This is a genomic window from Maribacter caenipelagi, assembly GCF_004364175.1.
In the GTDB taxonomy this organism is placed as follows: domain Bacteria; phylum Bacteroidota; class Bacteroidia; order Flavobacteriales; family Flavobacteriaceae; genus Maribacter; species Maribacter caenipelagi.
This window is the reverse complement of the sequence record NZ_SNZW01000019.1, coordinates 20,806-38,543: the sequence shown is the minus strand read 5'-3', so window position 1 is coordinate 38,543 and position 17,738 is coordinate 20,806. Positions and strand designations below refer to the sequence as shown.

The following is a 17,738-nucleotide window of genomic DNA, read 5'->3' as shown; positions in this document are numbered from 1 at the left end:
ATTATTCAAAGGACTTAAGGCTTATCCACCAAAGTCATCAAAACGTATATGTTCATCTGGGATACCGAAATCTTCACCCATTTTCTGAACAGCCTTGTTCATCAATGGAGGACCACAGAAATAAAGTTCAATATCTTCTGGAGACTCATGAAGACTTAAGTAGTTATCAATTACACAATTGTGAATGAAACCTACGAAACCATCACCAGGAGCATCAATATTCTCTTTTACTTTCCAGTTATCCTCTTCTTGAGGTTCAGATAATGCCAAGTAAAATTTGAAGTTTGGAAATTCTTCCTCTAATTTATAAAAGTGATCTAAATAGAATAATTCTCTTTTAGAACGACCACCGTACCAGTACGATACTTTTCTTTTCGTTTTTAATGTTTTGAATAGGTGATATAAGTGAGAACGCATTGGCGCCATACCTGCACCGCCACCTACGTATAACATTTCTGAATCTGACTCATTGATGAAAAATTCACCGTAAGGTCCAGAAATAGTACAATCATCACCTGGCTTCAAATTAAAAATATAAGAAGAAGCAACACCAGGATTAACATCCATCCATCCATTTTTAGATCGATCCCATGGCGGGGTGGCAATACGCACATTCAACATAATCTCTCTACCTTCAGCAGGGAAAGAAGCCATTGAATACGCTCTTTCAACCGTTTCTGGATTCTTCATTGTCAAAGGCCAAAGGTTGAATTTATCCCATTCTGCTTGGAATTTATCTGGAGTCTCATGTTCTTCTGGGTGCGCTGTAATATCAATATCAGCATATTTTACTTCACACTCAGGAATTTCAATTTGAATATACCCACCAGCTTTGTAGCCCATATCTTCAGGGATTTCAACTACAAACTCTTTAATAAAAGATGCTACGTTATAATTACGAACAACTTTTGCAGGCCATTTCTTAATACCGAACACCTCTTCAGGTATGGTAATTTCCATGTCTTGTTTCACCTTAACTTGACAAGCTAAACGTGCACCGTGATTTAATTCTTTCTTAGAGAAATGAGGTGTTTCTGTAGGTAATGCTTCACCACCACCAGAAAGTACATGGCATTCACATTGAATACATGTTCCACCACCACCACAGGCAGATGGTAAAAAGACTTTTTGGTTACCCAAGGTCGATAATAAAGATCCACCTGAAGAAACTTCAATTTTCTTTTCTCCGTTTATAGTAATGGTTACAGGACCAGATGGAGAAAGTTTTTGTTTAGTAAAAAGAAGTAATGCTACTAACGCCATCAACAATATTAGGAATGCGACAACAGTTATTAGAATAGTTCCGCCTGTACTTGCAGCTAAAATCATGTTTATTTATTTACGTCGTTATAAGAAATAACCTTTTCGTCAATTTCTTCGTTTTTTTCTACTACTACATCTTCAACAGGTGTTACAACCTCTGGCTGAATTACCTGATTAACTTGCTCGTTAGCTTCTTCAGCATCATCACCACCACCAGTTAACATACCTCCAAAACTTTGAAAGCCAATACCCATTAAACCAGTAATGATAAATGTAATACCAAGACCTCTTAAAGGAGCAGGAACATTACTATATCTAATTTTCTCACGAATAGCAGCAATCGCCAAAATTGCCAAGAACCAACCAATACCAGAACTTACACCATAATTAAATGCTAATCCGAAGGTTTCGATTTCTCTTGCCTGCATAAACAATGAGCCACCTAAAATAGCACAGTTCACTGCAATCAACGGCAAAAATATACCCAATGAGTTATATAGAGAAGGTGAAAATTTCTCAACTACAATCTCTACTAATTGTACCATCGTTGCAATGGTAGCGATAAAGAGAATAAAAGATAAAAAGCTAAGGTTGTAATCTGCATATTCAGGACCTAACCAAACTAAGGCTCCGTCTTGTAACAAATACTTATCTAACAACCAGTTCATTGGTACAGTAACCGCCAATACGAATATAACAGCAGCACCTAAACCAACTGCAGTAGCCACTTTTTTGGATACCGCTAAATAAGAACACATCCCCAAGAACACGGCAAATACCATGTTATCGATAAAGATGGACTTAAAAAATAATTCTACATGTTCTAACATAATTTCTACTTAAATGTCTGTTTAATTCTCTTCTACAAGTGCTGGGTTTCTTGAGCGTTGTACCCAAATGATTATACCTACAACAATCAATGCCGCTGGAGGAATAATCATAAAACCGTTATTCTCATAGCCCGTAGCGTACAATCCTGTTTTTGTTATTGGATCTCCTAAAACAGGATAACCAAATAACGTTCCCGAACCTAAGAGCTCTCTAAAGAAACCTACGATAACTAATATAACACCGTAACCTAAAGAGTTACCAATACCGTCCAAAAATGAACGCCATGGTCCATTTGCCAAAGCAAAAGCTTCAAAACGACCCATAATTATACAGTTTGTAATAATTAGACCAACGAATACCGCTAAGGTCTTACTTAACTCATAAGCATAAGCCTTAAGTACCTGATCCACTATAATTACCAATGTAGCAACTACAATTAGCTGAACAATAATTCTAATTTTTGAAGGAATGATATTTCTCATCAATGAGATAACTACGTTACCTGCACCTAAAACGAACATTACAGAAATAGCCATTACCAACGAAGCCTTTAGCTCTGCTGTAATTGCCAATGCCGAACAAATACCTAAAACCTGAATGGTAATAGGGTTGTTATCCGCAAGTGGATCCGTAATAAGATTTGTATCTTTTTTTGATAGTAGTGCCATATTACTTTACTCTAATTGTTTCTAAATAAGGTTTGTATAATTTGACAGTTTCGCTAATCATAGCAGAAACACCGTTACCGGTAATGGTAGCACCCGCCAAGGCATCTACTTCATTATCATCTTTTGTTTTATTCAATGGATCGTTGTTACCTTTTGCAACAGCGATACCTGCATATTGAGTACCATTTAGAATAGTTTCCCCTTCAAAATCATCCATGAAATAACGCATTTTAATATTCGCACCTAAACCAGGAGTCTCTCCTTTGTGGTCAAAATAAACACCTTGAACAGTCATGGTATCGTCTAAAGCGATAAAACCCCAAATAGCATCCCATAGACCTTTACCGTACATAGGAATGATATAGAATTTCTTTCCTTCTTTTTCACCAATAAAAACTGGCAACTTATATGGCTCTCCTTTTTTAATATTAGCCAATTGCTTTTTCAAATCAATCAAATAAGCTTCGTTATCTTCTGTGATCTTATCACCTTGAATAACCAATTGCTCTTTGATATAACTAGCAAACTCATCTTCTACTACATCTGTAGGTATAAAGTTTACACTACCAGCGTCATCTCCATTTTCATTTACACCCATGGCGTAAAGAATATTTTGCTGTTTTTCAAAACGCTCATTTTCTTTGATGTTAGGGCGTAATGCTGAAGCCAAAAACGCAAGTATTGACCCAACTACCACAACCATAACAGCAGCAAAAACTACTGTATAAACGTTACTATCTGTTTTTAGTGCCATAATTAAACTGTTTCAGCTTTAAGTTCTTCTGCCTTACCATCTGAATCTTTTGGATAGATAGTTGCATTTTTTAATCTGTTCATTCTTCTCTTAATATTACCCCTTACAACATAATGATCAATTGTTGGTGCAAATACGTTCATTAACAAAATTGCCAAGAATACCCCTTCTGGATATGCTGGGTTAAATACACGAATCATTACAGAAATGAATCCTATAAAGAAACCATAATACCACTTTCCTTTATTTGTTTGCGAACCCGTAACAGGATCAGTAGCCATATAGACAATACCGAATGCCAAACCACCTACGATTAAATGTTTCCAGAAATCGAAACTCATTAATCCGTAAAATTTGCTTGATTCGCCTATCCAACCAAAATCAACTACTTGATTAAAGATCAAGCCCATTACCAATGAACCAATAACGGCACTCACCATTATTCTCCAACTAGCAATCTTTGTAAAAATCAAGAACAAACCGCCTAATAAGATTAGAAATGCAGATGTTTCACCCACAGAACCTGGTATAAAACCGAAGAACATATCTGAAACTGAATATGTCATTTCAGCACCTTTATTCTGAGCTAAGTAACCTAATATAGTTTCACCTGATATTGCATCAACGTTTGCGCCAGCCAAAATTTCTTCTGAACGCTCACGAGCTCCATAAACCCAAACTTTATCACCACTCATCCAAGTAGGATAAGCAAAGAACAAGAATGCTCTAATAGTCAATGCAGGATTAAGAATGTTCATACCTGTACCCCCAAAAACTTCTTTACCTATAACAACACCAAAAACAACAGCTACAGACAACATCCAAAGTGGTGTATCAATAGGAACTATTAACGGCACCAACATACCTGTAACTAAATATCCTTCTTCTACTTCGTGACCTTTTATTACAGCAAAAATGAATTCTACTATAAGACCGACACCGTAAGAAACAACTACTAATGGCAATACCTTAATGATACCGATCCAAAAATTATCCCAAGTAAGGAAATCGTTCATCAAAGAAAAATCTGCCGGAAAACCGTTTATTGCAGAAAAATGCTGATAACCTGCGTTGAACATTGAGAATATTAACACTGGTATAAGCGCCATTATTACCGTGTTCATTGTACGCTTTAAATCATCGGCCGATTTTACGTGTGTGCCACCTGCATGAGTAGTCTCATCTGGCGAAAACAAAAAAGTATGAAAGGCATTAAAGGCAGGAGCCATTTTCTTACCCTGATACTTCAGTTTAAGTTCGTGTAATTTGCTTTTTAAACTCATTTCTTATCCTATTTCTTTTTGCAATAAATCTAACCCCTCACGAATAATTTTCTGGTGTGGTTGCTTAGAAATACATATAAACTCAGTTAACGAAAAATCTTCTGGAGCTACCTCGTACAAACCTAATTGCTCCATTTCATCCAAGTCTTTTACCATACAAGCTTTTAACAGTTGCATTGGAAAAATATCCATCGGAAAAACTTTTTCATATTGTCCCGTTACTACGAAAGCTCTGTGCTCTCCGTTAGTATTGGTATCCAAATCATATTTTTTGTTGGGCTGCATCCAAGAGAACGTCAATGCTCTGGTAGCCGAAATTTTATTAAAAACCGGTTTATTCCATCCAAACAATTCATAATCGTCTCCTTCTGGAATAACTGTTACCGTATTATTATAATATCCTAAATAACCGTCTGGCTTACTTTTAGAACCTGTAAGCACATCGCCATTTATAACTCTGAAATTTTCTTCGTTTACACCACTAGCGTATAAGAATGTAGAAATCTCTGCTCCAATTTTAGTTGTGTAATATTTAGGCGCCTTAACCGAAGAACCTGCAAGCGCTACAACACGCTCTGCATTGAACTTACCTGTCAACAAATACTCACCTATTATGATTAAATCTTGCGGAGTTACGGTCCAAACCAATTCACCTTTATTGATAGGATCTAATTTATTGATTTGCGTACCTACCAAACCTGCTGGATGAGGACCAGAAACATTATGTAACTCTACCCCAGTCATTGAAGACAATGGAGATTTACTAGAACCTACAGAAACATGAACTTTACCTGGTGTTAATTTACCCAATGCAGAAATTGCCGCTTGTAATTCTTTTTCTTTGCCCTGTAAAACATAATCCAAATCTGCCTGTAACGGCCCACTTGAATACCCAGAAATAAAAATAGATTTAGGCGTAGTATCAGGATTAGCAACTACGTCATAAGGTCTCTGCTTGATAAATGGCCAACAACCACTTTTCAAGAGAACAGCCTTCAACTCTTCTTTTGATGCATTTTCTACATCTAAAGCAGCACCTGAAAACGCCTCTTGTGTTTTATCTGCCAATATCTTTAAGGTCAAAATACGTCTTCTATCCCCTCTTTCAATCTCAATAAGCTCACCGCTTATTGGCGAAACAAAAAGCATGCTTTCCATGTTTTTGTTATAAAACAAAGGCTCACCCGCTTTTACTTCGGCGCCTTGCTTTACCATCAATTTTGGGGTAATTCCGTGAAAATCACTTAACTGTATAGCGTAAACATTACTTAAAACAGCTTTTGAAGTAGTCTGTTCTGCGGTTCCCACCAGATTAATGTTCAGCCCTTTTTTAATTCGAATGTCTTTTGACATGTGCGTATAGACCTTTAGGTTATCAAAATTTGAGCAAATTTAAGTACAAAAACTTCGTTTTCATAATTATTGTCCCATAAATTAGACAATAGAACGAGCTATATTTTTTAGGCACCCTTTTTGTTTACCTTTACTTAAAAAAACGGGGTATAATGCGCATTTTCTTCAAACATTTTATTTGTCTATTATTTTTACAAAATATAGTTGCTCAAGTTCAGGAAGAGGTAAACCCACCAGAGAATATAAAATCTATCGTCTTCAAAGGTCCTACAGAAGACCAATTTCCCGTAATTAAAATAGGAGAACCTCTCTATTTAGAATTCGACGATATATTAGCCAACGAACAAGACTATTATTATAAGGTTGTTCATTGCGATTATGATTGGACGCCTTCTACTTTGTTGAAATCTCAATACTTAGATGGTGTAGACAATCAAAGAATTACAGATTACGAGAACAGTTACAGCACTTTACAATCGTATTCTAATTACCAACTGACCATACCAAATGACAATGTTCGACTTAAAGTTAGCGGCAATTACCTTTTAGAAATCTACAATAGCTACAATGAACTACAATTCTCGAGAAGATTTGTAGTGTACAAAGACATTGTTTCAGTAGCTACCACAATTAAACGCTCTAGAGATTTTAACTATATCAACGAAAAGCAAGTGGTTCAATTTAGTATTACCTCTGGATCTTTACGACTTATAAACCCGAAAAAAGAAGTTAAAGTTGTGATTCTTCAAAATCATTATTGGCCGACCGCCATCACCAATATTGCCCCACAATACACAATGGGAAGTGAATTGGTATATAAATATGATCAAGAAACCGCTTTTTACGGTGGCAACGAATTTCTTCTGTTCGACACTAGCGACCTTAGAGCTCCAAGTTCGCAAATTTCAAGTATCGACCTAACGGACCTATATAATCATTATTTATTCTCTGATGATTTTAGAAACGACAAACCCTATACCTATTTTCCAGATATTAATGGCGATTTTGTAGTTAGAACTCTACAAGGCGACAATGCTTCAAGAGAAGCTGAGTACACCAACGTTTATTTTAGCCTACCGTACACCGAATATATTGCCTTAGACGATGTTTATATTTTTGGAAAGTTTAATAATTACGCCCTTACAGACCAAAACAAAATGGCTTACAATGAAAAGAACGGTATGCTAGAGGCTACCTTAAAAATAAAACAGGGTTTTTATAATTACAAATATGCCGTTAAGAGTGGCGAGAAAATTAAATTAAATGAGGTTGGCGGCAACTTTCATTTTACCGAAAATAATTATCTAGTACTTGTATATTACCGCAATTTTGGGGACATGTACGATAGTATTATAGGTATCGGGTCTGCCAATTCTAGAAATATCACCAACTAGCTGTATATTTACGTTTTTCATCATTTATGGAAAACAAACCAACAATTCAACCAAAAGGTAGATACGAACTTAAATACAGAGGTGTAGACTGCCTTAACTGCGGTCACCCGCTAGAGTTGAGCGACAAATACTGCCCCAATTGCTCTCAAGCCAACAGCACAAAAAAACTTACCCTTTTAGATTTTTTTGAAGAGTTTCTTGCCAACTACGTTTCTTATGATTCTAAGTTATGGCGAACATTGGCAGCGCTTTTATTAAAACCAGGGAAAATCACCAAAGAATATATCTCGGGTAGAAGATTATCATACACCAACCCTTTTCGATTTCTATTAAGCTTATCTATAATTTACTTTCTAATCATAAGTTTTAATAGCGAATTTGAGTCTTTCAATAAATACGGGTACGAAAATCGAAAACCGATATTCAACTTAATGCACGAAGAGTTTGATAAAATAGAATTTGAAAATGAAGAAGAAAGAGCCCTAGCCTTAGCCCAAATGGACTCTCTTAAAATTAATGGATTTCTCAAAAACCAAATTAGCGACAAAGATTCTACCATTTTAAAAGACCCCAAATCATATTTTAAGGAAATAAACACAGAAAATCTTACTAGTCGATTTTTTGGAAAAATAAACTTTTTTAATTCCATAATTAAATACGACACCATTTATTATTTTGAACAAGGTGTTACTAAATTTGAGATACCTGAGAATAAAGAAAATGAAATGGCTTTTAATTTAGCCAACAGCTTTTTAGAAATCGAAAAACGACCCGGATCGTTTATAAACTCACTGATTTCAAAACTACCATTTACTACATTTTTCTTTCTGCCGTTCTTTTCTTTTTTCATTTGGATGGTCTATATCAGAAAAAAATACACTTATACCGATCATTTAATCTTTAGCTTTCACAATCAGTCATTATTCTTTATCTTGCTCATTGTTAGTAATTTGATCAACGCAGTGTTCAGTTTCAGAAGCGAAGGATTGTTTATTTTAATATTCGCTATTTACCTTTATAAAGCAATGCGCAATTTCTATCAACAAGGAAGAGTTAAAACGGTTATAAAGTATTTTTTCCTAAACACAATATTTTTTATCTTAGGAGTATTAGCTATAACCATATTAATAGCACAAAGCGTATTTACATATTAAATATGATGATAACACAGGTTACTAAAGGCATAAAAATTTCGGTTCAAACAACTTTTGAAGGCACGTTTTTCAAAAACTACAAAATGCATTACGCATTTGGGTATACGATTACTATTGAGAACCAAAGTAAAGATGCCGTACAATTGACCTCTCGTCATTGGAAAATATACGACTCTTTAAATGATATGGAAACCTTAGACGGTGAAGGTGTCATTGGCAAAAAACCAGTAATTCAACCTGGCGAATCGCACACCTACAACTCTGGCTGTTTACTTACCTCACCTATCGGCGCAATGAAAGGTCATTACAATATGGTAATAATGAGTAATGCCGAAAAATTTAGAGTTTATATTCCTACTTTTAAATTTAGCGCACCTTTCGCCCTTAACTAAAGTATTTTTATAGTTTTTTGTCCAACACCCTTTTAGTACCTTTGATCAACTTTTTAATTTAAAAAAATTGACAATGGGTAAAGGATTTTTTCAAGTTCCTACAGCATTTAACGAACCAATTAAAAGCTATGCTCCTGGATCTCCAGAAAGAGAAGCAGTTTTGGAACAATACAAAGCATATTTCAACGATAAAGTTGATGTACCAATGTATATTGGTTCAGAAGAGGTACGCACAGGCAACACTAAGCCAATGTCGCCACCACATGATCACAAACACATTGTAGGTACTTATCATACTGCCAACAAAGAAAATGTACAATCTGCAATTGATAATTGTTTATCATCTAGAGATGCATGGGCTAACTTAACCTGGGAGCAACGTGCAGCTATTTTCTTAAAAGCTGCAGAGTTAATTGCAGGTCCTTACCGCGCTAAAATCAACGCAGCTACCATGATAGCTCAATCTAAAAATATTCACCAAGCAGAAATAGATGCTGCCTGCGAGTTAATTGACTTTTTACGTTTTAACGTAGAGTACATGTCTCAAATTTATGCAGAGCAACCTGATTCTGCCGAAGGTATTTGGAACAGGGTAGAATATCGTCCGTTAGAAGGTTTTATTTATGCTATAACCCCTTTCAACTTTACTGCCATTGCCGGTAATTTACCTGCAAGTGCTGCAATGATGGGTAACGTTGTAGTTTGGAAACCGAGTGATTCTCAGGTTTTCTCTGCAAAAGTTATAGTAGATATTTTCAAAGAAGCCGGTTTGCCTGACGGAGTTATCAATGTCGTTTATGGCGACCCAGTAATGATTACTGAAACAGTATTGGCTAGTCCTGATTTTGCCGGTATTCACTTTACTGGTTCTACGCATGTATTCAAAGAACTTTGGAAACAAATAGGAAATAACATTCATACCTATAAAACATACCCGAAAATAGTTGGTGAAACCGGTGGTAAAGATTTTATTCTAGCACACCCAACAGCTAACACTAAACAAGTAGCTACGGCTATTTCAAGAGGTGCATTTGAATTTCAAGGCCAAAAATGTAGCGCAGCTTCAAGAGTATATTTACCAAAATCTACTTCTAAAGAGATTCTAGAATTTGTAAAAGCCGATATCGCTTCTTTTAACAAACCTGGTTCTCCTGAAGATATGAGCAATTTTATTACTGCCGTAATTCACGAAGGTTCTTTTGATAAATTGGCAAAATATATTACCCAAGCCAAAGAAGATAAAAATGCAGAAGTATATGCTGGTGGTTCTTTTGATAAATCTAAAGGTTACTTTATTGAGCCAACGGTTATCTTAACTACAGATCCTAAATACACAACGATGGAAACTGAATTATTCGGTCCTGTAGTTACTATCTACGTTTACGACGATAAAGATTGGAGCGAAACACTACAATTAATAGACGGGACTTCTGAATACGCACTTACAGGCGCTGTACTTTCACAAGATAGATATGCAATTGACGAAGCTACAAAGGCATTACAAAACTGCGCAGGTAACTTCTATATCAATGACAAACCTACAGGTGCTGTAGTTGGTCAGCAGCCTTTCGGTGGAGCAAGAGCTTCAGGAACAAACGATAAGGCTGGGTCTGCTCAAAACCTATTACGTTGGGTTTCTCCAAGATTAATAAAGGAAACCTTTGTTACCCCTGTCGATTACAGGTATCCGTTTTTAGGATAAAACAACTTTAAAGGCTGAATTAAAAATTCAGCCTTTTTTTTGACATAGCGTTTATTTTAACTTAAATTACAGGTATTCCATATCACTTTTAACAACCTTAAAACACTAATTATGAAAAAATTACTACTCATAGCGTTCTTAATTACAGGATGCTTTTCTTACGCACAAGAAGAACTAACACAGAACACTATCCAAGTAGTTTTAGCCGGAAATCAGTCTCAGGTTATACAGCTTGCCGAAGCTTTTCCTGAAGAAAAATATGATTGGAGACCTGCTGAAGGTATTAGCTCTGTTGGCGAAGCCCTTTTACACGTTGCAGGCGGAAATTACTTTTTAGCCTCTAAATTAGGATTTGCTCCACCAGAAGATGTAGATGTTATGAACTTAAGTAAGATTACAGGCAAAGAAAACATCATTGTAGCTCTAAAAAAATCTAACGAATTTGTTCTAGAAAACATTACTAAAGTTGGAGATGGTTCTTTAAACGAAGAAGTTGATTTCGGTTTTATGAAATCGAATAAATTAGGTGGATTGCTAGCTATCATGGAGCACAACGGCGAACACAAAGGTCAACTAATTGCTTATGCAAGAACAAACGGAGTAGTACCACCATGGAGTAAATAAACCGTTTCACACATATTTAAAACGCCCATCGACTATTAGTCGATGGGCGTTTTTTCGTTATTTGGCAAACATTAACACTCCACGAACACAATATCAATGTAAATTTAACGTTAATTAATTGTAAACTAAAGGTAATTTACCGAAATTTGTAGTTCATTTAAAATCAATTACTTATGACTATCGACAGTATTAGACTACATATAACTTGCATTCAAATTCACACTTGGAATTATTTAAAAGAGTTCGCTCGAAAATACAAGAAGGCTTACTACAGTTCTTTTCTACTTTAAAAAGACTTAGCCCTTATATTTTAGTGGCAAGTAGACCATTTTCTTTGTCTCAAAGAAATCTTCTTTAAAATAATCGGTCAAATTATAAATTTCAGCCGTTTTATAATCTTTCAATTCCTCGTTTAAATCACCACCTTTTAAGTATAATATTCCGTTACGAATAGGGTGTTTAGATTCTTTTTTAATTTTACCTTTTATCCAGTGCACAAAGGTTGGCATAGCTGCCACTGCTCTACTTACGATAAAATCGAATTTACCTGGTATCTCTTCTACCCTGGCGTTTATCGTAGTAACATTGGTTAATTGCAAACCTTCAACTACTTCTTTCACTACTTTTATCTTTTTACCTATAGAATCTACTAACGTGAAGTGTACTTCGGGAAACAAAATAGCCAAAGGAATTCCCGGAAAACCACCCCCTGTACCAACATCAAGAACAGTAGAACCCTCTTTAAACTCTATGAACTTTGCAATACCCAATGAATGTAAAACGTGCCTTAGATAAAGCTCATCTATATCTTTTCTTGACACCACATTAATTTTTTGGTTCCAATCCTTATACAATTCCTCTAATTTCCTAAATTCTTGTTTCTGTTTTTCAGATAAATTGGGAAAATTTTCAAATATGATTTCAACAGTCATGCGTATATTTGTAAATAGATAATATTAGTATTTTCACTGATGCAAAGATTTAGCTTTTAATTAAGCTATCAAACTATTATAGATTCTATTACATAATATTAAGTAAAAGATTACCCAATTATGGAGCAAAATACCATTCGCTTTCCCAGAACAGATTCTGCAAAGTTTTTTAAAACTTTGAACAGTAGAGTTAACGATTATTTCAAAACAAATAAATTAAAGAAAACAGGTAACTGGAAGCTACACTTAAAAACTGTAGTGATGTTTGCTCTTTTTCTTGCTCCTTATTTTTTAATTCTAACCTTAGGCTTGCCAAATTGGGCTAATATTATCTTGACTATCGTTATGGGTGTTGGTATGGCAGGCGTTGGCATGAACGTAATGCACGATGGCAATCATGGTGCATACTCTAACAAAAAATGGGTGAACAAACTAATGGGAAGCAGTATCTACATTCTTGCTGGCAATGTATACAATTGGCAAGTACAACACAATGTACTTCACCACACATACACCAATATTCACGAACATGATGAGGATATGGAAGCAGGTAGAATTTTACGTTTCTCTAAACATGCAGAATGGAAAAAACACCATAGATTCCAGCATTTCTATTCCGTTTTACTTTATGGTCTTTTAACGTTCAACTGGGCGATTACGACAGATTTTCAGCAAATGTACAGGTATATGAAGCGTAAATTATCTTACGGTAAACTACCAAGTGCTACTATGAACTGGAGTACTCTTATTATCACAAAATTACTTTACGTCACTATTTGGATCGTATTACCAATGCTAATTTTAGATATTGCGTGGTGGAAAATCTTAATCGGATTCTTTTTAATGCACTATGTTGCAGGGGTAATTTTAAGTGTTGTGTTTCAATTGGCACATATTGTTGATGATGCAGACACGCCTTTACCTGATGATTCTGGTACTATGAAAAACACTTGGGCTATTCACCAATTGTTTACTACCGTAAACTTCGGCACTAAAAACAAGATTGTAAATTGGTTTACAGGCGGTTTAAATCATCAAGTAGAACACCATATTTTCCCGAACATAAGTCACGTTCATTACACAAATATTTCGAAAATTGTGAAACAAACGGCAAAGGAATTTAATTTACCATATCACGAGTATAAAACTACTAGAAAAGCTATAATTTCGCACTTTAAACATTTAAAAGAATTAGGCAAGGAGCCTACATTACAATACTAGAAATTAAGAGCAACCATGAGCAATCAACTTTCGGACAGAATTAACAGCGTTACACCGTCAGCTACTTTGGAAATGGCCGCTAAGGCCCGTGAATTAAGAGCACAAGGAAAAGACATTATTGGCTTAAGTTTAGGCGAGCCAGATTTCAACACTCCAGATTATATTAAGGACGCTGCTATTCAAGCAGTTAACGATGATTATAATTCTTACACTCCAGTCGATGGCTATGTAGAATTGAAAAAGGCAATTATCACTAAATTTAAAAGAGATAACAACCTTAGCTACGAACCTTCGCAAATTGTTGTTTCAACAGGAGCTAAACAATCTCTATATAATGTGGCACAAGTTATATTAAACCCTGGTGATGAAGTAATTTTACCGTGCCCTTACTGGGTAAGTTATAGTGATATTGTAAAATTAGCAGATGGAGTTCCTATAGAAGTATCAACTTCTTTAGAAAACGATTTTAAAATGACTCCTGAACAGTTAGAGGCTGCTATTACACCTAAAACAAGAATGTTATGGTATAGTTCTCCTTGTAACCCAAGTGGGTCTATTTATAGCAAAAAAGAATTACGAGCACTTGCAGATGTTTTAAAGAATCATCCTCAAATTATAGTGGTTAGTGACGAAATATACGAGCATATTAATTATGGTGTTACAGCGCATGCTTCAATGGCTGAATTTGAAGATATGTTTGACCGAACCGTTACCGTGAACGGAGTTGCCAAAGCATTTGCAATGACCGGATGGCGTATTGGTTATATTGGAGCCCCAGCGTACATTGCTCGTGCAACAAATAAACTACAAGGTCAAGTTACCAGTGGCGCAAACTGTATTGCTCAACGTGCTGTAATTACCGCATTAGAAGAATCTCCAGACCGTATTAAATATATGGTTGATGAATTTAAAGAAAGACGTAAACTGATTTTGGGTTTACTGAATGAAATTGAAGGATTTAAATGTAACGAACCTGAAGGTGCTTTTTATGTATACCCAGATGTAACTGCGTATTTCGGCAAAACATTTAATGGCACAACAATTAATAATGCATCAGATTTTTCTATGTACATTCTAGAAGCTGCCAACGTTGCCACCGTAACAGGTGATGCTTTTGGTAACGGAAATTGTATTCGTATTTCTTACGCTGCATCGGTAAAAGAAATTAAGGAAGCAATATCAAGAATAAAAGAAGCGCTGAAATAAACCTCAGCTAAATCATATAATGAAAAAAGTCTCTTCTTAAGAAGGGACTTTTTATGTTTTATACTTTTACTATACTTAAGTTCTTTTCCAAAAATATGGTGTCAATAATATCAGTACGGTAAAAAGTTCTAACCTACCTGCCAACATTAAAAAGCCGCACCACCACTTTGCCAAATCTGGCAAACTATTAAAATTACTTACAGGGTTTAAACTCCCTAATGCCGGACCAACATTACCTAATGAAGACGCTGCACCACCTATGGCAGATTCAAAATCCAATCCTAAAAAGCCCAACACCAGTGCTCCAATAATAAAGAGCAGCATGTAGAGTACAAAAAAGCCGATAATATTATAGACTATTTTCTCTTTTACAGTCTTATTGTTATATCGTACGGGTATAATCGCATTAGTATGCAATGTTCGCTTAAACTCTAATACACCATTCTTAATAATCAATAAGTGACGCATTACCTTTATACCACCTGCCGTTGATCCTGCCGAGCCTCCTAAGAAGAACAATCCGAAGAAAAAAACAGTCAAGAAAGGTGTCCACTGCGTAAAATCTGCGCTAACAAAACCTGTTGTCGTAATCACAGAAATAATTTGAAATAATGAATGCCTGAATGCACTTTCAGCCTTACCTAAAACCATAGGATAACCAGGAGTAAGTTCGGTAATATTAGCTTGATAATAAACAACAAGAGCTACTATAGCCGTAAAGACAATTACAAAACCCGCGTAGTACTTAAACTCTTCATCTTGTATTACTTTCTGGACTTTTCCTTTAAAAGCAAAATAGCTTAGTACGAAATTACTACCCGCTAGAAACATAAAGAATATGATGATATACTGAATCATCGGTTGATCATTCCAATATGCTACACTTGCATTTTTAGTTGAAAAACCACCAGTGGACAATGTTGCCATAGCGTGATTGATAGCATCAAAAAATGACATTCCAGCTACTTGAAGCAAAAGGGTTTCAGCTACCGTATAGCCGAAATAAATTAGCCACAAACGTTTTGCCGTATCTGTAATTCGTGGGTGTAATTTATCTCCTGTTGGTCCTGGTGCTTCTGCAGAAAACAACTGCATACCTCCTATTCCCAACAAAGGTAATATGGCAATAGCCAACACGATAATACCCATACCACCGATCCAGTGGGTTAAGCTTCTCCAAAATAAAATACCTTCTGGCATCGCCTCGATATCATCCATAATCGAAGCTCCAGTTGTAGTATAACCAGAAATGGTTTCAAAAAAAGCATTTGTTACTGTTGGTATGGTCCCAGAAAACAGATAAGGCAACATACCAGATATAGACATCACAATCCACCCGAAGGTTACAATGATATAGCCTTCTTTCTGCTTTACTTCTTTTTTATGACCTCTGGTATAATACATCATAAAAACCCCTACGAACATCGTACTTATAGACGCCAAAGCTATACTTAAAGTAACCCCGTCTTGGTAAACACCACTGACAACAGCCGCTAAAAGCATAAAGCCTCCGTTACAAAGTAACAGAAGCCCCATTATGTGAAATATGATTCTTAAATTGAGCCGCATCTTATAGGAACATTCGTTCTATTTTTTGAATCTCATTCGGCAAACAACAAACTACAACTCGATCACCTTCTTGAATTCTAAATCCACCAAGTGCAATATGTCCTACACCATCTCTAACAACACCACCAATTGTAGCTGCTTTCGGAAAATCTAGCTCCCTAATTGTAGCACCGGTTACTTTAGAATTCTTTTTTACTATAAATTCTAAAATCTCAGCATTTAAATTATTCAAACGCATTAAGGCTACAACCTCACCTTTTCGAATGTGTCTAAATATATTATTCGCAGCTAGTAGTTTTTTATTAATTAAAGTATCAATACCAATAGAATGAGAGAGTTGAAAATAATCCATATTCTCAACTAGCGCTATCGTCTTTTTTATATATTTTGATTTTGCCACCAAGCATGACATAATATTCGTTTCAGAATTACCGGTTACAGCAATAAAGGCATCCATAGATTCTAAACTCTCCTCATCTAGCAATTCAACATTTCTACCATCGCCATTAATTACAAGTGCATTTGGCAACTCATCTGCTAAATCAAAGGCTTTCTCTTTATTTTTTTCTATCAACTTTACGTTGAATTTGTTGGCACATAAATCTCTAGCTGTTTTATAACCTACTTTACTTCCTCCAAGAATCATTACATTCTTGATTTCAGCTTTTTTCTTTCCAGTTAATTTATAAAGCTCATCTACACCTTCTTTTACGGTTATAAAATACACTTGATCACCTTCCTTAAATACAGTATCACCTCTAGGTATTACCGTATACTGCGTACCCGTTCGCTGTAATGCAATTGGCATGAAATGTAACTCAGGAAAAATCTTTGCCGCTTCTTTTACCTGCTTGCCTACAAATGGTGCCGACTTAAGTAATGATACACCTACCATTATCAACTCTCCATCTTCAAATTCGTACGTATCATTAAATGCCGATTTATTTAAAAGCATCTGAATTTCAGTTGCCGCCAAAGCTTCTGGGGATATCAACTCATCGATACCCAGATCCGAAAACCTCAATAAATCTTTATTCTTAATAAACTCAGTATTTGATATTCTAGCAATAGTTCGCTTACAGCCTAATTGCTTAGCCAACATACAAAGTGTTAAGTTCGTAGTTTCAGAAGAAGTTACAGCAATAACCAAATCTGAATCTTTTACCTGAGCATCATTTAATACCGCAATAGAAGTTGCATCACCTTTTAAAACTCGTATATCTAGATGATTATCTGCGTACGCAAGACTTTCTTTTTTAGAATCGATTAAGGTAATATCCTGTGATTCATAGGAGAGCAACTTGGCTAAATGAAAGCCTACTTCCCCAGCACCAGCAATTATAATCTTCATTTATTTTATTAGACCGCTAATTATCAAGCACTAATTTTCTT

The 17,738-nt window shown here is 35.5% G+C and carries 16 protein-coding genes; 7 read left to right on the top strand and 9 right to left on the bottom strand.

Features of this window, described 5'->3' with window-relative positions:
- Positions 1–21: 21 nt before the first annotated feature.
- The 6 genes from nqrF to DFQ03_RS17360 are packed head-to-tail and all read right to left on the bottom strand — an operon-like array spanning position 22 to position 6,152.
- Complete coding sequence (gene nqrF, locus DFQ03_RS17385) at positions 22–1,329, bottom strand: NADH:ubiquinone reductase (Na(+)-transporting) subunit F (RefSeq protein ID WP_133674514.1); 1,308 nt, start codon at positions 1,327–1,329, stop codon at positions 22–24.
- A 2-nt stretch (positions 1,330–1,331) separates the two neighbouring features.
- Positions 1,332–2,093, bottom strand: coding sequence for an NADH:ubiquinone reductase (Na(+)-transporting) subunit E (nqrE, locus tag DFQ03_RS17380; RefSeq protein ID WP_133674513.1), 762 nt, complete (start codon positions 2,091–2,093; stop codon positions 1,332–1,334).
- A gap of 21 nt (positions 2,094–2,114) precedes the next feature.
- Entirely contained in the window at positions 2,115–2,762 is a 648-nt protein-coding gene (locus tag DFQ03_RS17375; RefSeq protein ID WP_133674512.1) for an NADH:ubiquinone reductase (Na(+)-transporting) subunit D, read from the bottom strand.
- A gap of 1 nt (position 2,763) precedes the next feature.
- Complete coding sequence (locus DFQ03_RS17370; RefSeq protein WP_133674511.1) at positions 2,764–3,516, bottom strand: Na(+)-translocating NADH-quinone reductase subunit C; 753 nt, start codon at positions 3,514–3,516, stop codon at positions 2,764–2,766.
- 2 nt (positions 3,517–3,518) lie between these two features.
- Complete coding sequence (locus tag DFQ03_RS17365; protein WP_133674510.1) at positions 3,519–4,799, bottom strand: NADH:ubiquinone reductase (Na(+)-transporting) subunit B; 1,281 nt, start codon at positions 4,797–4,799, stop codon at positions 3,519–3,521.
- Positions 4,800–4,802: 3 nt separating this feature from the next.
- The gene (locus DFQ03_RS17360; RefSeq protein WP_133674509.1) at positions 4,803–6,152 is read right to left on the bottom strand and encodes a Na(+)-translocating NADH-quinone reductase subunit A; all 1,350 of its coding nucleotides are present in this window, start codon (positions 6,150–6,152) and stop codon (positions 4,803–4,805) included.
- 152 nt (positions 6,153–6,304) lie between these two features.
- Between DFQ03_RS17360 and DFQ03_RS17355 the strand changes: the two genes are divergently transcribed.
- From DFQ03_RS17355 to DFQ03_RS17335, 5 genes are all read left to right on the top strand, one after another.
- Positions 6,305–7,546 (top strand): type IX secretion system plug protein, encoded by a 1,242-nt coding sequence (locus DFQ03_RS17355; protein WP_133674508.1) that lies wholly within the window; start codon positions 6,305–6,307, stop codon positions 7,544–7,546.
- Positions 7,547–7,572: 26 nt separating this feature from the next.
- Entirely contained in the window at positions 7,573–8,700 is a 1,128-nt protein-coding gene (locus tag DFQ03_RS17350; protein ID WP_133674507.1) for a DUF3667 domain-containing protein, read from the top strand.
- 5 nt (positions 8,701–8,705) lie between these two features.
- Positions 8,706–9,092 (top strand): Co2+/Mg2+ efflux protein ApaG, encoded by a 387-nt coding sequence (apaG, locus tag DFQ03_RS17345; protein ID WP_133674619.1) that lies wholly within the window; start codon positions 8,706–8,708, stop codon positions 9,090–9,092.
- A gap of 73 nt (positions 9,093–9,165) precedes the next feature.
- Entirely contained in the window at positions 9,166–10,794 is a 1,629-nt protein-coding gene (pruA, locus tag DFQ03_RS17340; RefSeq protein WP_133674506.1) for an L-glutamate gamma-semialdehyde dehydrogenase, read from the top strand.
- A gap of 111 nt (positions 10,795–10,905) precedes the next feature.
- Positions 10,906–11,418 carry a DinB family protein gene (locus DFQ03_RS17335; RefSeq protein WP_133674505.1) on the top strand — a complete coding sequence of 171 codons (513 nt, stop codon included), beginning with the start codon at positions 10,906–10,908 and terminating at the stop codon, positions 11,416–11,418.
- 296 nt (positions 11,419–11,714) lie between these two features.
- Here the strand turns inward: DFQ03_RS17335 and rsmG are convergent, their stop codons facing one another.
- A complete protein-coding gene (gene rsmG, locus DFQ03_RS17330) occupies positions 11,715–12,350 on the bottom strand; it encodes a 16S rRNA (guanine(527)-N(7))-methyltransferase RsmG (RefSeq protein WP_133674504.1) in 636 nt (211 codons plus the stop codon).
- Between the two features lie 120 nt (positions 12,351–12,470).
- Here rsmG and DFQ03_RS17325 point away from each other — a divergent pair, with 120 nt between their 5' ends.
- Both DFQ03_RS17325 and DFQ03_RS17320 read left to right on the top strand, forming a co-directional pair.
- Positions 12,471–13,571 carry a fatty acid desaturase family protein gene (locus tag DFQ03_RS17325; RefSeq protein ID WP_133674503.1) on the top strand — a complete coding sequence of 367 codons (1,101 nt, stop codon included), beginning with the start codon at positions 12,471–12,473 and terminating at the stop codon, positions 13,569–13,571.
- A gap of 15 nt (positions 13,572–13,586) precedes the next feature.
- Positions 13,587–14,777, top strand: coding sequence for a pyridoxal phosphate-dependent aminotransferase (locus tag DFQ03_RS17320; RefSeq protein ID WP_133674502.1), 1,191 nt, complete (start codon positions 13,587–13,589; stop codon positions 14,775–14,777).
- A 75-nt stretch (positions 14,778–14,852) separates the two neighbouring features.
- On the opposite strand, the gene DFQ03_RS17315 is transcribed toward DFQ03_RS17320, so the two are convergent.
- Together DFQ03_RS17315 and trkA are read right to left on the bottom strand one after the other, a co-directional pair.
- Complete coding sequence (locus DFQ03_RS17315) at positions 14,853–16,346, bottom strand: TrkH family potassium uptake protein (RefSeq protein ID WP_133674501.1); 1,494 nt, start codon at positions 16,344–16,346, stop codon at positions 14,853–14,855.
- Between the two features lies 1 nt (position 16,347).
- Positions 16,348–17,697 (bottom strand): Trk system potassium transporter TrkA, encoded by a 1,350-nt coding sequence (gene trkA / locus DFQ03_RS17310; protein WP_133674500.1) that lies wholly within the window; start codon positions 17,695–17,697, stop codon positions 16,348–16,350.
- Between the last annotated feature and the right edge of the window lie 41 nt (positions 17,698–17,738).